The sequence below is a fragment of the Veillonella sp. S13053-19 genome (assembly GCF_002959835.1).
GTDB classification, from domain to species: Bacteria; Bacillota; Negativicutes; order Veillonellales; family Veillonellaceae; genus Veillonella; species Veillonella rogosae.
Map to the genome: position 1 here is coordinate 58,847 of NZ_PPDA01000010.1, position 15,589 is coordinate 74,435.

Here is a 15,589-nt window from a genome sequence, read left to right on the forward strand (position 1 = left end):
TTAATCCTCTTTCCAAGATACATGACCAATTTCTACGCTTGGTTTTGCATTCAATGTTAAATCGCCAAATTTACCAGCTTGCGCCATATAATAAGCTCGACAACCAATCATGGCCGCATTGTCCGTAGACAAAATTTTATGAGGCTTGTAATAAGTAAATCCTTCTTCTTGGCACATAGCTTCTAATGCTTGTTGTAACCCCTTGTTAGCAGATACACCACCAGCAATAGTAATACGTGTTTCACCTAATGTGTGAGCTGCATCTTTTGTTTTTTCTACAAGCACATCAACGATAGCCTTTTGGAAGGACGCTGCCACATCGGCTTGATTGATGGGCTCATTCTTTTGTTGTTTGCTATTTAAATAGTTTAATACTGCTGATTTCAAGCCACTAAAACTGAATTCAAAATTACCAGGTTCGCTCAAAGCCTTTGGAAACTCGATAGCATCAGCATCACCTTCCGCAGCAAGAGCATCAATATGAGGACCACCTGGGTATGGGAAGCCCATGACACGAGCAATTTTATCAAAAGCTTCACCAGCTGCATCATCTCGTGTTTGGCCAAGAATATCAAATTCTTCGTACCCTTTTACATGAACTAGCATTGTATGACCACCAGATACGACGAGGCTCAAAAATGGAGGCTCTAATTCTGGATTAGCTAAGAAATTAGCAAAAATATGACCTTCCATATGGTGAACTGGCACCAAAGGGATGCCTGTAGCAAAGGATAAACCCTTTGCTGCTGCTACACCTACCAACAGTGCACCAACAAGGCCGGGACCATAGGTAACGCCAATGTGGTCGATATCTTGTAAGGTCACATTCGCATCTCGTAGCGCTTGATCTATAACAGGTATAACTTGTTCTATATGGTGACGCGATGCGATTTCAGGCACAACGCCACCAAATTTTCTATGAATCGGCACTTGGCTAGAAATAACATTAGATAAAACAGTTCGTCCATCCTTTAAGACAGAGGCTGATGTTTCATCACAGCTACTTTCCAAGGCTAATGTGTATATACTCATTCTATTTCCTCTGAAACGAGAGACATAATGTACGCATCTTCCGTAGGCTCTGAATAATAATCTTTACGAATTCCTTTTACAGAAAAACCTAAATTTCTATACATAGCCAATGCGGCTAAATTAGATATGCGCACCTCTAAAAAGATTTCGTGCATGCCTCGCGAAAAACATTCATTAATTAATTGCTTTGTAAGTTTTGATCCGTATCCTTTACCACGGGCAGAAGGCAAAACGGCAATATTCGTAATTTGACCTTCATCGTATACAAGCCAAGCACCTGCATATCCTACAATGTGGTTCTCCTCACAAATTACCATATATAGTTTATTTTCTGCACCTTCCAGCTCAGCGAGAACAGATTCTAACCTCCAAGGAACAGAAAAGGACTGCTGTTCGATCTCATAAATAGCGTGAGCATCCTCAATAGTGGCTAAACGTATCTCCATCATTCTGCACCTGCTGCCTCTGTCACTACTACGGTAGGATTTTGGCTCAACATGGCAGGATTATCCTTATGGCGTTCTTCCCATAATACTTCCGCTTCTGAGCGGCGAATATAATACGGTACCATATCCATAGGATCAGATACTTCATTTGTATCTATTAACTTACGACCAGCTAGCAGTAACGAACTAGCCTTCGGAATACGTTGTGATATATCTAGAATCGTTAAATTAGTATCCTTTTCCTCTAACAGTTTTTCAATACGTTTAATGCCATCCCCAAGGAATAATACTTTATCATCATTTGCTCTAAAGCGGTCTAACAAATCACTTGCAGCTATAACAAATGGCTCTTCCTTGCACACTAGTTCGTGACCTACGTATTGATAAATACCCGCATAGACATGTTTCTTCTGTGCATCAATAACGGTACAAATTGTACGATCTGTATAGGATACATTCCGGGCTAAGCTATCCATAGTCATGACACCATATAAAGGAATTTGTAGGGCGTAAGCCATTGCCTTTGCTGTCCCCATGCCAATGCGTAAGCCCGTAAAGGAACCAGGCCCAATACTAACTACGATTCCTTTTAATTCATTTCTATCAACTTGAGAGGCACGTAACAACATATCGATATGAGGTACTAATTGCTCGGAATGAGTCAATCCAGCTTGTATGGTCAATTCCCCTATAAGGTTATGTTCGTCCATCAAGGCCACACTCGATACGAGTGAGCTCGTCTCAATTCCCAACCACATATGGGCCTCCTATTTCTACTAAATCTTCCGCTGTAAGGTAATCACTACCTAAAATAATAGATCGGCTTGTATCACCAATGGGCTTTAAATAAATCCACATTGTTTCATCAGGCAATTCATCAGGGAATTTATCCGCCCATTCCACAATGGATACACAATCTTCTGTATATTCGTAAAACCCAATATTTTCCAGTTCACTAATATCATCCAAGCGATACACATCAAAATGATATAAATGCGTTCGATTCACATCATAGGTATTCATAATGGCAAAGGTAGGACTCGTAATCTCCTCTGTTACGCCAAAGCCTTTAGCTATGCCCTGGGATAAATGAGTTTTACCCGTCCCTAAATCACCAATTAAGGCAATACATAAAGGATCTCCATTCTGTTGTACCCATTTACCGAGTATCTGTCCAAATTGTTGTGTATCTTCTACTGTATGTGTCTCTAATTGGACCTGTGCCTTATGATTCATGAAAATGATTATATCCTTTCGCTTCTATGGTCTTAATCGTTCTATCATGTGTTACCATCTCAACCTTTGGAGGTCCAGTTACAACCTCTCCAATCAATGTAATACCTGCTAGATTTTCTAATTTTGGAACTAATGACTTAGGGGCCGTAAATACTAGTTGAAAGTCTTCTCCACCATATAGAGCATAATCTACTGGCTTAGTTTGTAAATGCTTTGCTAATGCGTAGGTTTCTTCATGCAGTGGAATAGCTGATTCCTCTACAAGGATAGAAATATTGCTAGCAGATGCAATTTCATTTAATTCACTACCAAGACCATCGCTAATATCATTCATACTATGAACACCTAACTGTCTCAATTGTTCCCCTAATTCAATTTGAGGATCTGGACGTTGATGACCTATCTTGGTCATATCATAGCCTTCTAGATTGTATGAAAGTGCACCTAACCCAGTAGCAGCATAGCCTACATAATTAGTAATGCCGACAACATCGCCTACTTGAGCACCACTGCGCATAACCGCAGTTCCTTTAGGTACCTCACCAATAATCGTTACGGTCCACACCATAGGTCCTTCCGTGCGCACTGTGTCACCACCTAATATATTTAGCTTATATCGTTGGCATTGAGCTTTAATACCTCTATATATTTCATCTAAAATTTCTGTATCTATCTGTTGTGGAGCTGCAACAGATAAGACGATTTGTTTTGGGGTCCCACCCATAGCCGCTATATCGCTTAAATTTGCCGTCATAAGCCGATGTCCTACATCATAAGGCATCATATAGTGAAAGCTAAAATGAACCCCTTCTACCATCGTATCCGTACTAATGAGTTGATCCATATCTGGTGCGGCACTATATACTGCACAATCGTCACCAATACCATACACTACGGTACTAGAGTCATATATTGTATTATCTTGAATTTGGCGAATGAAATTAAATTCCCCTACATCTTTTAATTGCATCTGATCACCTAGTTTCTGATTATTATACTCATTGTATTGTAACATATATAAAAGACAACAAAAATAGCAGATAGTTGATATATCAACTATCTGCTATCAATGTTCCTAAGGGAATTATTTTTTAATTAAGTTCGTCATCCGTTTAACTGGATCTTTAGTATCAAAGGAGCCTACTGTAGAAACCTTTTTACCATCGCTGACGAAGAGAACACCATTAATGTTATCAAAGGATGTCAATGTATTGACAATGGCAGCCATTTGTAATTTAACAGTTAAGTCCCCACCATTACCTTTTACGAAGGCATTGTTTACTTCAACAGAAGCAATACCGTCCTTTACAGTAACAGATGTAATCTCAATATCCTTAGTGAATATTGGATATTTTTGAGCTCTGTCAGCTTTTAACATCGCTAGAAGAGCTGCTTTCGGCGTTACTTTATTCGCCTCCATCTCAACGGTCTGTTGTTTTACCCCAGAACCATCCTCTGTTGGTACAAAGAATACCATCTTAACCTTTTCTTGAGATACTTTTGTAGTTTCTGCATCCTTATTGACTTTCGCCTCTTGCACAGGCTCGCTTTTACCTGTTGTAGGAGCTTGTTCAGGTGTACAACCTGCTGCAAATGCTAGCATGCCTACACAGAGGATCGAAAGAACTTGTTTACGTAATTTCATCGATTAACCTCCAAAGTAATTAGCAATACCATTTGCAATGCGATTAGCAAAGTCTTCTTGTGTTTGAGCAGACTGTAATGCTCGCTCCTCGTTAGGATTGGAGATAAAGCCAAGCTCTACGAGAATTGCAGGCATATTAGAATGTCTCAACACGTATAAGTTCCCCTCTTGAATGCCACGGTCACCATTGAAACCAGGTGTATTAGCAATTTGAGTTTGAACCTTTTGTGCCAATCTAGCATCATTACCTGATTTACTGTAGTAGTATGTTGCAATACCACCCACGCTTGGGTTAGTGAAAGCATTGATATGAACACTTACAAGAACATCAGAATTGTTTCGGTTCGCAATATTAACGCGAGCACCTAATTCTTCAACACCACTTGCATTAGGGCCATATACGTCTACGTCTGTAGTACGTGTCATAACTACTTTAGCACCACGGCTTTCCAAAGCGGATTTCAAATACTTAGAAATTGGTAATGTTACATTTTTCTCTTGTAAGCCATGTGGTCCTATGGCACCGGAGTCGCTACCACCATGACCAGGATCGATAGTGATTGTTTTACCAGATAAACCACCGCTACTTGAGTATTTACCGGATCCAGCCGGTACATTTTTCGCAGGATGTGCAGAAGGAGATGGGCGTTTACCATAGTAAGCAGGTTTAGGTGTTACACCTTTTTTCTGAACATCTACAACGATGCGATATGGTTTCTTATTAACCGTATCTTTTTTCAGGGAAAATACCTTTACATCACTCGTATCGATAGATGAAGGTGTCTTGATTGTAACCTTAACATCTCTGCCGTCTTCTGAGAGTTTAGCAGAACTAGCTATGCTTGAGTCCATTGTAATGTTCTCTTTAGCAGTCTTTAGCTTCGTGTTTTTCAAGGTAACAGTCGTCGTTTTCCCATCTTTGCTAATCGATGCGGACGCTTTCACCGGCGCTGACAAATCCATAACCATACGAACATATGGTACAGGTGCATCTGTTCTAGTCACCCATCGTGCATCTTCAAGATTAGCGGCCTTCGCTTGAGTCAATAATAAAGGTATCGCCATCAAGACTGCAAGGCACATAAAAAATAGTTTACGCAATACATTCACTCCAATCTAACTGACATACATAGTGTCCAAACCATAGAGATGAGTCGATGATATCTTTGTCTATCAAAATCTCATCGTTCCAATCTATCCATAAACTAATGTTAGATTATAGATAGATTATTTCATACAAACATGAAGATAAGTATGCCGATTATACATATTACTATATAAAGTCTTTATATCAAAGACACAATAAACAGTTGCTTAAAATTATTTTTTATGCTATACAATCGACACTATCGTTCAGTTGTAATCTGCCATTCATTCCCATCCGTACTAATGTGAATACGTCCCATCGTATCCGTACGGTAAATGGCAATATTGTTTTCCTGTAAACGACGTAATGTTACATCGTGAGGATGACCATACTTATTATACATGCCATTTGAAATTAATGCACTTTCTGGTCTAATAGATTTCAAAAAATCTTCAGAGCTACTTGTACGAGAACCGTGATGACCTACCTTAAGAACGCGAGCAAACAGTTTAGAGTTCTGCTCTTTTACCAGTTTTTTCTCTTCTTGTAATTCTGCATCTCCCGTAAAGAGCATTGAGAATTTACCAAAGATTAACTTACCTACAATAGAGTTATTGTTGAGATCTGGTTCGCCTTTTTTATCAGTTAAGACCTCTGTCCAAGGAGCATAAACAACAAATACGGCACCATGACCAAAATCAACTACATCACCACTTCTCAAAGTAGAACGTTTAATTTTATTTTTTTCAATCCACTTTTCATAGGTTTTGAACATATTGTTATCAACAGAAATACCATCATCATATACATTTTCAATAGGCATTGCTTTGGCAATGGCATAGAAACCACCCATGTGATCTGCATGAGGATGCGTAATTATAATATTTTTTAACTTTGTAACACCCATGGCTTTAAGTTGAGCTACAATATTCTCTCGATGTTCAATATCGCCAGTATCGATCATGCTATATTCATCGCCCACCTTAAGCAATATAGCATCTCCTTGGCCAATATCTAGCATATATACATCTAGCTTACCTTCAGGTGTAGTTGTCTTAGTATCAATAGAGTAAGCCCCTTTAGCACTAGAGGTCGCTTGATTAGCAGCATTAGCTACATCTTTATTTGTACAACCTACAATGGCAAAGATAGGAATACATAATACTAGCAAAAAAGCTATAAAGCGTTGCATTTTATTTGTCATTCTTATTCTCCCAACAGTTCACTAATTACACATCCTAGTGAAGTGCTTACATCACTAGGTGTATACCCCCAAGCCTTAGTGTCGTTCAAAATATCAGCACTACGACTATGCACATATACGCCGAGAACTGCACTATCTTGTAAAGAATAACCTTGGCTAATGAATCCAGCGATTACACCGGTTAGTACATCCCCCATACCGCCAGTACCCATACCAGCGTTACCAATCGTATTAACATATACAGTTCCATCTGGCAATGCTACAACAGAAGGAATCCCTTTTAACACTAAAACAACTTGGTGTTCCTTAGCAAATTCCCTTGCTAACGTAATGTAATGACGCTCAATCCATTTGATAGGCAAGTCAATGAGCCTACTAAACTCACCTAAGTGAGGTGTCATAACACAGTAAGGTAGCTCTCGTTCCACCGCGTATATAGACTCAATCTCACCATCGCGCAAGGCATCTTTATCAACAGAACCTACATGACCCAATGCATAAAGAGCATCTGCATCAAGAACCAATGGACCTTCGTAGCTATCTAAAATAGAATCTACAAAATCAGGAATATCACTAGTGCGTCCTAGGCCTGGTCCCATAGCAACCACTTGGCGCCCTTCTAACATAGCTTTATGAGCCTCTGTAGAGGTAACCATTACTTCCGGTATAATGCGACCTTGTACGACTGGTTTAATCACTTCTGGTACACCTAAAGTAACCTTACCAGCACCACTATGAACTGCAGCCTCTGCAGCTAAAATAGGAGCCCCTATCATATCATTAGACCCACCAATAATCAAGGCATTACCATTAACACCTTTGTGTGCCATAGGAATCCGATAGTTAATAAGCTTTTCCGCCAAATCAGAATCAATTGTTACAGTTATATCACAATCTCCTAGCACTTGCTGCCAAGGTGCTCCTAACGGAGCAACAACAGCTATACCCCCTACAGCCTTGCCAGGATATAGTAATAATCCTTGTTTAATGGCACCAAAGGTAACTGTGTAATCATAGGCCAATGTACCTTCAGCTATTTGACCTGTTGTAGCATCTAAGCCAGCAGGTACATCAATGGCCCACAAATCAAAATTATATTGACTGCGCATAGTATCAATATCATGGAGTACATCCACAGTTAAATCTCTCAACTTTCCAGTTAAGCCTGTTCCCATAATACCTTCCACAGCAACAGCTACATTAGACCAATCATTAAATTCATCATACATATCGATGATACAACCCATGGCCTCACAACGTTCTAATTGCAATGCAAAAAGATCACTACATTTGCTAGTATCTCCTACTAGTACAATTTGTACAGGTACGCCTTGTTCCATTAAATGGCGAGCCGCTACAAGACCATCTGCCCCATTATTCCCTGTACCGCAGATAAATAGAACAAAACTATTGATAGAACGGGCGTTATCTAAGGAAAACAAATCATATTGTCCCCATAAAGCATCAACAATGCCTCGTCCTGCATTTTCCATAAGAATTTCTAAAGAGACACCTAATTGCTTAGGAACCTCTCGATCTATAAATCGAGCATCTTCAGTTGTTAAAATATTCATCTTATGCTCCTTCAAGTATAACCGTACTCATTGCGTATTCCTTGCAATGACTAATTGATACGTGAATATTAGTATAACCTAAGGTTTCATAGATATTTTTGAAAGTATCTTGTAAACGGATCAAAGGCGCCCCTAATTCATCGTGATATATTTCTATATCTTGCCAAGATCCGTGCCGCATCCCCGTTCCTAGCGCTTTAATAAACGCCTCTTTTGCGGCATAAATTCCTGCGAAGGATTCATAACGCCCTTTATTACGACTTTCACAATAATCTATCTCATGAGGCGTATACACACGTTCCACAAATGAACTAGACCGCTCTATAGCTTGGCGGATACGTTCAATTTCTATAATATCGTTCCCTAATTTCATAATAGCTCCTAAAATACCCTAACACTATTATTATACACTCTTAAAAGGGATTAAAACATAAATAATATCTAGGCATTTACAGAGAATGGTAAACTAGGCAAGCCGTAAATTTCAACTTTCCCCTTACGATTTACAGCCATATACATTTGACCATTCCGATAATCCATATCCTCAACCTCCATACCAGATGTATAAGGACTAATATTTTTCACAACCCCTTCTTCATCGACAAAAACAAAGGTTGTTAAGGTTGTAAAAATAGCATTACCATTGCCAGCATAAGCACCATTATTGTTTAAATCTGTATGCTCTGCGTCAATCTTATAAGTCTTAATCTTATTAAAATTAGAGTCATAATAATTAATTGTACGATGAGAATTTGTTAACGGCACAATAGATACGTATTCATTACGGTCTTTATCAAAGGCAAAGTTAAATACCTTTTCTTTTAATCTAATAGGTGCTTCTACAATCATACTATCCGCCTCTATAGGCGTAACAATATAACCATCTACAACGGCATTTGTCGTATAGTAGCGATTATTGTTAGGATTATAAGTTAAGGTATTCATGTGGCCTAACAGCTTTTTATGACTATATTCATATTTTGCAACTATCTTAAAGGTTGTAGGATTAATTTCGTAAATAATTTGCTTTGTATTTTCAGAGTTAATACAAGCTAAAACAAAAACATCTTTTTTAGAGTTATAACAAAATCCTTGGCATTGATTTACGCCCGCATCTAATGGGATTTCTGCTAAACGAGATAAAGGCAATGGCATTTGAACAGCACTTACATGTTGTGTTAGCTTTGGAATATCAAAGACATTAGCAATATAGTCAATTACACCTTGATCCATAATGTCACCTCAAAAAAGGAAAATGTATATTAAGTATATAAATTCAATAAATATAAAAAATAGGCGGTAAGACAAAAGTCTTACCGCCTAAAGTTGGTGCCGGAGGTGGGACTTGAACCCACACGGTGTTACCCGCTTGATTTTGAGTCAAGTGCGTCTGCCATTCCGCCACTCCGGCGTCTCGGAACATTTGTTATTATACAGACATCCCTACACAATGTCAACCTGTTTTTTATATTTTCCCTAAAATATTTTTAACAGCTTCCATATCGGAATCACATTGCTGTTTCCACGTAAGTGCTACCCCTGTAATATATCCCTTACGAGCATATTCTACATCAGTAGGCACACTTTCAGCACCATAATCTAATTCACCTGCTAGCCAATAGTAGTCCTGCCCTCTCGAGTTGATACGAGCATCGATAATATTACTATAAGTTTGCAAGCCTTGGCTCACCATTTTAAAATGATCCCAGTCACAAATGCCTCGCAACGGGAAGTTCACATTAAGTAAACCACTAAACTGGCCCTTAACATAAATTTTATCGATCAATTCATGAATAAAGGGATGTATTTCATCGCCTCGTTCAGTAGAATAGCGTTCAACAGACAAAGCTAATCCAGGAATACCGTAAAAACAACTTTCCATAGCAGCTGATACAGTACCAGAATACAATACATCAGAGCCTAAGTTAAAACCATGATTAATACCAGAGATTACAAGGTCAGGCATATCATCGGTCAATAAATAACTAAGGCCAAACTTCATACAATCAGACGGTGTTCCCGTTAGAGCATAAAGGCGAGGATTTTCATCCTCGCCATTGTACGCATCTAGTTTTAATGGAACCTCAGTCGTCAATGCATGGGATTTAGCACTTTGTTCATTCGCAGGTGCTACAACGGTAATTCGATAATATTGACTTAAGTACGATGCAAGATGGCGTAAACCATCTGCCAAAATACCATCATCATTACACATTAAAATATGCATAGTCACTCCTACAGATTCTATTTTTGATTCTTATTCATATTACCCATACGCGTTAATTTTACGTCACCTAAGCCAACGGCTCTCGTATGAACTGTGTGAGACCATACTTTGTTATGACGACGGAACCAACCTAAAATATTTACTGGAATCCAAGAATATACAAATAATGGATATAGTAAATAGTAGAACCAAATCTTTGGTGGTACCTTAATTTTCAATAATACGATTAATGGGAATAAATATTGGCCAACACCGATAATAGTCCAAACAGACATTGGCAGGATTTGATACAAAATATTTGTATAAATCGGTGTATACGCATTGATGTAAGACAACACCAAGTATACAGTAGTCAACAATAAGAAATACGGTTGACTTACTTGGAAAATACCATCCAAAATCATAATATTCCCTGTTTTAATGCCTGTAGCAAACAATTTAGGAATATATCGACCTGCACAGTCAAATTGACCTTGAGCCCAACGCAAACGCTGTTTACAGGAGGCCTTCATGGTCGTTACCTTTTCATCGTATACGATGGCATCATGGCCCCAACACGTACGGATACCATGAGTTAATAACTTCATAGAGAATTCCATATCCTCAGTCAAGCTATTACAATCCCAACCGTACTCGCGAATGATGGATGTACGGATACACATACCTGTGCCACCCAAAGCTGTAGACAAACCAATGCGATATTTTGCTAAGTGCCACATATGGTTTACCATCCAGAACGCGATGGAGAACGTCCCTGCTACCCAAGAATCCGTTGGGTTTTTAGAGTTGAGGTAACCTTGAATTACTGACTCGCCTTTTTCAAGGTGATCATTCATTTCTAACATAAATTGGGGATGTACTAAATTATCGGCATCAAAGATAAGAAAGGCATCGTATTTCCTTTCCATTTTCTCTACTCGATCAAACATCCACCCCATAGCATAACCTTTACCTACTTCTTGTTTGTTTTCGCGCACATGCACATTAGCACCAGCAGCACTTGCTACTTCAGCTGTCTTATCTGTACAGTTATCTGCTACCACAAAGATATCGTACAGCTCATCAGGATAATCTAAGCCACGTAAGTTTTTTATTAACTCACCAACTACAGCTTCCTCATTATGAGCACATACAACGATGGCAAAGGAGTTTTTAGGGGTATAGTTCTTATGTACTCGCGACCGCCACATACCAACAACGGCGAGTATAAAATAATAAACCGTATAGATTACGATTATTACCTGCATAGGGATCAGTACTAGATCCAGTAGGTAATTCATACTATTTTCCTCCACACACCTATTTACGTACTATATTTAAAGCCCCGTTGATGAGCCCAAACATTACATAGCCTGCAAAAATCATAACAGCCCAAGTATGCCAATCATACACGAGACATGCTATCACGAAAATTGCTGTAAGCACATAAGAAAGCTTATTAATATAAATTTCGCTCTTACCTTTAAAGTCAGGATATTTTACTTCACTAACCATAAGGATGCCTACACCAATCATGCAAACTACCAACACAAATTGAGGCACAGGTACGCCACACAATACGTACGTTGCCGCCAAACAGCCTGCCGCTGGAATTGGTAATCCTTCAAAGTAACCATGTACTTCATCGGTTTTAATGTTAAAACGAGCAAGGCGGAATGCACCAAGGACAGCAAAAACTAATAGTGGTACATAAGCTACCCAGCCTAAACCATAAAGTTCTTTCATATAAAGCATGTAAGCCGGCGCTACACCAAAGCCCACTACATCAGACAAAGAGTCTAGTTCACGCCCCATAGGACCTGCTACACCTAGCGCTCTTGCAACACGACCATCTAATCCATCCGCTACGAGAGATAATAATACGCAAATAGCAGCATAGAAAGTATTGCCTGTAGCAGATAAGGTGATACCTAGCACACCAAAGGCTAAATTAGCACTAGTAAATAAATTTGGAATTATAGATTTATTCATGACGTAACCTCCCGATAACAGTGTCACCACCAGTAATATGTTGACCTTTTTCCACGAATAACTCTACATTCTTATCCATATAGAGCTCAGTACAGGAGCCGAACTTAATCATTCCGTACAATTGACCGCGTTCAAGCACGCTATCTAGGTCTGTCCAAGATACGATACGTCTTGCCAAAAGGCCTGCGATTTGTGTTACTAAAACGGAGGTACGATCATTCTCAATGCAAATCGTATGACGTTCATTTTCAAAGCCTACATCATCTTTGAAGGCAGGCAAGAAACTGCCCATCGTATAGTGACGGTACGTAATTTTACCATCTATAGGCGCACGATTAGCATGTACGTCAAAAACAGATAGGAAGATAGTCACCTTTTTACATTCTTTATGTAAGTAAATATCTTCATATACATCAGAAATATCCATGATTTTCCCATCTGCAGGGGACAAAATCAATTCTGGATCTTGAGGGATTACACGTTTAGGATTTCTAAAGAAATTGACGAAAAATAATGCCAAAATAAATGAAATAATCGCAATTACATAATGTCCTAAAAATCCTAATACCACTGTGATAACGAGCATAGCCCCTATCAGTGGAAACCCTTCCTTAATAATTGGTCCTGTAGGCACGATTCAACACTCCCTATTTATTTCTAATAACGGTCCACATAAACTTTGGAATAGCCAACATGCGGCCAATCCGTTGAGGTTCTAAATATAATCGATACAACCATTCAAGTCGATTCCGTTGCATCCATTCTGGAGCCCGAGGAATATTACCTGCCAAGACATCAAAGGAACCACCAATACCGATAGCTACTACGCCATCAAGGTGACTTAACTTTTCTGCGATCCATTGCTCTTGCTTTGGTACACCTAAGGCAACAAATACTAATTTCGCCTTAGATTCACCAATAGTATTAATGATTTCTTGTTCCTCTGCGCTATCGAAGAATCCATCATGAATTCCTGCTATATTTAACTCACCCACTTGAGCCGCTAAATTATCAACTGCACGCTGAGCAACACCAGGTGCTGCCCCTAAGCAGTATACAGGAATTTGATGGGTAGCCGCAACTTTGAACAACTCCTTAGTTACGTCTACACCTGTTACACGTTCAGGCACATGTTCACCTTGACGTTCTGCAGCCCACAAAATGCCAGCCCCGTCAGGCACGACGAGACTAGCATCATTCAATATGGTGTGCAATGTAGGATTTTCATTAGCCAACATAACCATTTCTGCATTAGCCGTGGCTACTAAGTGTAGCCCCGGCTGTTCAGTCATTTGTAAAATTCGTTGGACTGCCTCATCCATTGTTACACAATCGATAGGCACAGATAAAACAGAAATACGTTTATTCAATGTAATACTCCATTATCAACCACTATAATTTGGTGCCTCAACGGTAATGCTTACATCATGCGGATGACTTTCTTTCAAACCAGCCGCTGTAATTTGAATGAATTGAGTATTTTCAATCATTTCTTGGATGTTATGACATCCGCAATACCCCATACTTGCACGCAAACCACCAACCATTTGGAAAATTGTATCGGCCAACATACCTTTATACGGTACGCGACCTTCTATACCTTCAGGAACTAATTTCTTAGCTTCTGTTTGGAAATATCGATCTTTACTACCAAGTTTCATAGCCCCTAAGCTACCCATGCCACGGTATACTTTATAGGAACGACCTTGATAAATTACTTGTTCCCCCGGGCTTTCATCAGTACCAGCTAAAATATTGCCCATCATAACTACATTAGCACCAGCTGCAATAGCTTTAGCAATATCGCCAGAATATTTTATGCCCCCATCAGCGATGATAGGAATTCCATAGCGACGACCTACTTGAGCAGCCTCATAGACCGCTGTAATTTGAGGCACCCCAATACCAGCAATAACGCGAGTTGTACAAATAGAGCCAGGTCCAATACCAACCTTAACAGCATCAGCACCCGCTTCAATAAGGGCCTCAGTACCTGCTGCAGTAGCCACATTACCAGCAATTACTGGAATATGAGGATAAGCTTGTTTTATGTCCTTCAATGTACGTAGTACACCTGCAGAATGACCATGAGCAGTATCGACGATAATTACGTCTGCTTTAGCAGATACAAGGGCATCAAGACGATCATACATATCTTGAGATACACCTACTGCGGCACCGACTAATAATCGACCACTAGCATCTTTAGCTGCATTTGGATATTTTGTCGCTTTTTCAATATCTTTTATAGTAATTAAACCTTTTAAGTTACCACCGCCATCTACGAGAGGTAATTTTTCAATACGATGTTCACTTAAAATAGCTTTCGCCTCTTCTAGAGACGTACCTTCCGGTGCAGTGACAAGGGTGTCCTTTGTCATGCAGTCTCCAATTTGGCGAGTTAAATCAGTTTCAAAACGCATATCGCGATTTGTTATGATCCCTACTAGTTTACCATGTTCTGTGATAGGTACACCAGAAATTTTATATTTTTCCATAATTTCTGCTACATCAGATAGTAAATTTTGAGGGCTTAAGAAAATAGGATCAACGATAACACCATGTTCAGAGCGCTTTACCTTGTCAACTTCATGGGCCTGTTCTTCAATAGACATATTCTTATGGATAACGCCAAGGCCACCTTCACGAGCCATAGCAATAGCCATACGAGATTCAGTAACCGTATCCATCCCAGAACTAATCATAGGAATATTTAACGTTATGTCGCGAGTTAGTTGAGTTTTTAACTCCACTTGATTGGGCAGCACATCAGAAGCCGCTGGTACTAGTAATACATCATCAAAAGTGAGTCCACGCATACCAAATTTATCGTCTCTCATTATTTATTTCCTTTCCGTATAATAAAACAAAACTACGACCCGCCTAGTCCCTATGGACTAGGCGGTCAGTCGTAGCTTAGCGTTCAGACCGCAAAATGCCGCCTTCCATATAATCATCTTTTTTCATATCTACGAAGATAACTTTTACTGCATCAGCAGGAACATTTACGATATCAACCGCAGCTTTAGTGATAGCTTCACCTAATTGTTTCTTTTGTTCTTTTGTGCGCCCTTCAACGAGCTCTACGTGGATAATTGGCATATTGACCTCCATAGATGAAAAAATGAAATAAATTGTTTGTTCTATTATACGGTATGAGGAACATA

At 39.3% G+C, this 15,589-nt stretch carries 18 protein-coding genes and 1 tRNA gene; all 19 read right to left on the reverse strand.

Annotated features, from left to right (window positions below):
• The 19 genes from tsaD to VEHSUH06_RS06865 all read right to left on the reverse strand — a co-directional run bounded on the left by tsaD (position 1) and on the right by VEHSUH06_RS06865 (position 15,524).
• Positions 1 to 1,032, reverse strand: a complete 1,032-nt coding sequence (tsaD, locus tag VEHSUH06_RS06775) for a tRNA (adenosine(37)-N6)-threonylcarbamoyltransferase complex transferase subunit TsaD (RefSeq protein ID WP_009351338.1) — start codon at positions 1,030 to 1,032, stop codon at positions 1 to 3.
• A complete protein-coding gene (gene rimI / locus VEHSUH06_RS06780; RefSeq protein ID WP_105098337.1) occupies positions 1,029 to 1,478 on the reverse strand; it encodes a ribosomal protein S18-alanine N-acetyltransferase in 450 nt (149 codons plus the stop codon). The genes tsaD and rimI overlap by 4 nt, the downstream gene beginning before the upstream one ends.
• Positions 1,478 to 2,236, reverse strand: a complete 759-nt coding sequence (tsaB, locus tag VEHSUH06_RS06785) for a tRNA (adenosine(37)-N6)-threonylcarbamoyltransferase complex dimerization subunit type 1 TsaB (protein ID WP_105098276.1) — start codon at positions 2,234 to 2,236, stop codon at positions 1,478 to 1,480. The genes rimI and tsaB overlap by 1 nt, the downstream gene beginning before the upstream one ends.
• Entirely contained in the window at positions 2,220 to 2,714 is a 495-nt protein-coding gene (gene tsaE, locus VEHSUH06_RS06790) for a tRNA (adenosine(37)-N6)-threonylcarbamoyltransferase complex ATPase subunit type 1 TsaE (protein WP_105098277.1), read from the reverse strand. Before tsaE ends, tsaB begins: the two co-directional genes overlap by 17 nt.
• The gene (gene thiL, locus VEHSUH06_RS06795; RefSeq protein WP_105098278.1) at positions 2,704 to 3,684 is read right to left on the reverse strand and encodes a thiamine-phosphate kinase; all 981 of its coding nucleotides are present in this window, start codon (positions 3,682 to 3,684) and stop codon (positions 2,704 to 2,706) included. Before thiL ends, tsaE begins: the two co-directional genes overlap by 11 nt.
• A 114-nt stretch (positions 3,685 to 3,798) precedes the next feature.
• Positions 3,799 to 4,359: a GerMN domain-containing protein gene (locus tag VEHSUH06_RS06800; RefSeq protein WP_105098279.1), complete on the reverse strand. Its 561-nt coding sequence runs from the start codon at positions 4,357 to 4,359 to the stop codon at positions 3,799 to 3,801.
• A 3-nt stretch (positions 4,360 to 4,362) separates the two neighbouring features.
• The gene (locus VEHSUH06_RS06805; RefSeq protein ID WP_105082044.1) at positions 4,363 to 5,460 is read right to left on the reverse strand and encodes an N-acetylmuramoyl-L-alanine amidase; all 1,098 of its coding nucleotides are present in this window, start codon (positions 5,458 to 5,460) and stop codon (positions 4,363 to 4,365) included.
• A gap of 245 nt (positions 5,461 to 5,705) precedes the next feature.
• Positions 5,706 to 6,650, reverse strand: coding sequence for a ComEC/Rec2 family competence protein (locus VEHSUH06_RS06810; protein WP_105098280.1), 945 nt, complete (start codon positions 6,648 to 6,650; stop codon positions 5,706 to 5,708).
• A gap of 2 nt (positions 6,651 to 6,652) precedes the next feature.
• A complete protein-coding gene (locus tag VEHSUH06_RS06815) occupies positions 6,653 to 8,224 on the reverse strand; it encodes an NAD(P)H-hydrate dehydratase (protein ID WP_105098281.1) in 1,572 nt (523 codons plus the stop codon).
• A gap of 1 nt (position 8,225) precedes the next feature.
• Positions 8,226 to 8,597 (reverse strand): holo-ACP synthase, encoded by a 372-nt coding sequence (acpS, locus tag VEHSUH06_RS06820; RefSeq protein ID WP_009351374.1) that lies wholly within the window; start codon positions 8,595 to 8,597, stop codon positions 8,226 to 8,228.
• Between the two features lie 68 nt (positions 8,598 to 8,665).
• Positions 8,666 to 9,457, reverse strand: a complete 792-nt coding sequence (locus VEHSUH06_RS06825; protein ID WP_105098282.1) for a hypothetical protein — start codon at positions 9,455 to 9,457, stop codon at positions 8,666 to 8,668.
• Between the two features lie 94 nt (positions 9,458 to 9,551).
• Positions 9,552 to 9,635 (reverse strand) — tRNA-Leu (locus VEHSUH06_RS06830).
• A 54-nt stretch (positions 9,636 to 9,689) separates the two neighbouring features.
• Entirely contained in the window at positions 9,690 to 10,451 is a 762-nt protein-coding gene (gene surE / locus VEHSUH06_RS06835) for a 5'/3'-nucleotidase SurE (protein ID WP_105098283.1), read from the reverse strand.
• A gap of 17 nt (positions 10,452 to 10,468) precedes the next feature.
• On the reverse strand, positions 10,469 to 11,731 hold the full coding sequence (locus VEHSUH06_RS06840) for a glycosyltransferase family 2 protein (protein WP_105098284.1): 1,263 nt from the start codon (positions 11,729 to 11,731) through the stop codon (positions 10,469 to 10,471).
• Positions 11,732 to 11,750: 19 nt separating this feature from the next.
• Complete coding sequence (gene pssA, locus VEHSUH06_RS06845) at positions 11,751 to 12,422, reverse strand: CDP-diacylglycerol--serine O-phosphatidyltransferase (RefSeq protein ID WP_105098285.1); 672 nt, start codon at positions 12,420 to 12,422, stop codon at positions 11,751 to 11,753.
• Positions 12,415 to 13,056 carry a phosphatidylserine decarboxylase family protein gene (locus VEHSUH06_RS06850; protein ID WP_105098286.1) on the reverse strand — a complete coding sequence of 214 codons (642 nt, stop codon included), beginning with the start codon at positions 13,054 to 13,056 and terminating at the stop codon, positions 12,415 to 12,417. Before VEHSUH06_RS06850 ends, pssA begins: the two co-directional genes overlap by 8 nt.
• A gap of 13 nt (positions 13,057 to 13,069) precedes the next feature.
• On the reverse strand, positions 13,070 to 13,792 hold the full coding sequence (locus tag VEHSUH06_RS06855) for a WecB/TagA/CpsF family glycosyltransferase (protein WP_105098287.1): 723 nt from the start codon (positions 13,790 to 13,792) through the stop codon (positions 13,070 to 13,072).
• Positions 13,793 to 13,807: 15 nt separating this feature from the next.
• Entirely contained in the window at positions 13,808 to 15,262 is a 1,455-nt protein-coding gene (gene guaB, locus VEHSUH06_RS06860; protein WP_105098288.1) for an IMP dehydrogenase, read from the reverse strand.
• Positions 15,263 to 15,338: 76 nt separating this feature from the next.
• Complete coding sequence (locus VEHSUH06_RS06865) at positions 15,339 to 15,524, reverse strand: 4-oxalocrotonate tautomerase (RefSeq protein ID WP_004696087.1); 186 nt, start codon at positions 15,522 to 15,524, stop codon at positions 15,339 to 15,341.
• Between the last annotated feature and the right edge of the window lie 65 nt (positions 15,525 to 15,589).

Bases quoted from the DNA above. Each gene is read 5' to 3' on its own strand.
- surE (WP_105098283.1), bottom strand. From the start codon at position 10,451: ATGCATATTTTAATGTGTAATGATGATGGTATTTTGGCAGATGGTTTA.
- VEHSUH06_RS06825 (WP_105098282.1), bottom strand. From the start codon at position 9,457: ATGGATCAAGGTGTAATTGACTATATTGCTAATGTCTTTGATATTCCA.
- guaB (WP_105098288.1), bottom strand. From the start codon at position 15,262: ATGAGAGACGATAAATTTGGTATGCGTGGACTCACTTTTGATGATGTA.
- tsaD (WP_009351338.1), bottom strand. From the start codon at position 1,032: ATGAGTATATACACATTAGCCTTGGAAAGTAGCTGTGATGAAACATCA.
- tsaB (WP_105098276.1), bottom strand. From the start codon at position 2,236: ATGTGGTTGGGAATTGAGACGAGCTCACTCGTATCGAGTGTGGCCTTG.
- VEHSUH06_RS06815 (WP_105098281.1), bottom strand. From the start codon at position 8,224: ATGAATATTTTAACAACTGAAGATGCTCGATTTATAGATCGAGAGGTT.
- VEHSUH06_RS06800 (WP_105098279.1), bottom strand. From the start codon at position 4,359: ATGAAATTACGTAAACAAGTTCTTTCGATCCTCTGTGTAGGCATGCTA.
- thiL (WP_105098278.1), bottom strand. From the start codon at position 3,684: ATGCAATTAAAAGATGTAGGGGAATTTAATTTCATTCGCCAAATTCAA.
- VEHSUH06_RS06810 (WP_105098280.1), bottom strand. From the start codon at position 6,650: ATGACAAATAAAATGCAACGCTTTATAGCTTTTTTGCTAGTATTATGT.
- acpS (WP_009351374.1), bottom strand. From the start codon at position 8,597: ATGAAATTAGGGAACGATATTATAGAAATTGAACGTATCCGCCAAGCT.
- rimI (WP_105098337.1), bottom strand. From the start codon at position 1,478: ATGGAGATACGTTTAGCCACTATTGAGGATGCTCACGCTATTTATGAG.
- VEHSUH06_RS06840 (WP_105098284.1), bottom strand. From the start codon at position 11,731: ATGAATTACCTACTGGATCTAGTACTGATCCCTATGCAGGTAATAATC.
- VEHSUH06_RS06865 (WP_004696087.1), bottom strand. From the start codon at position 15,524: ATGCCAATTATCCACGTAGAGCTCGTTGAAGGGCGCACAAAAGAACAA.
- pssA (WP_105098285.1), bottom strand. From the start codon at position 12,422: ATGAATAAATCTATAATTCCAAATTTATTTACTAGTGCTAATTTAGCC.
- tsaE (WP_105098277.1), bottom strand. From the start codon at position 2,714: ATGAATCATAAGGCACAGGTCCAATTAGAGACACATACAGTAGAAGAT.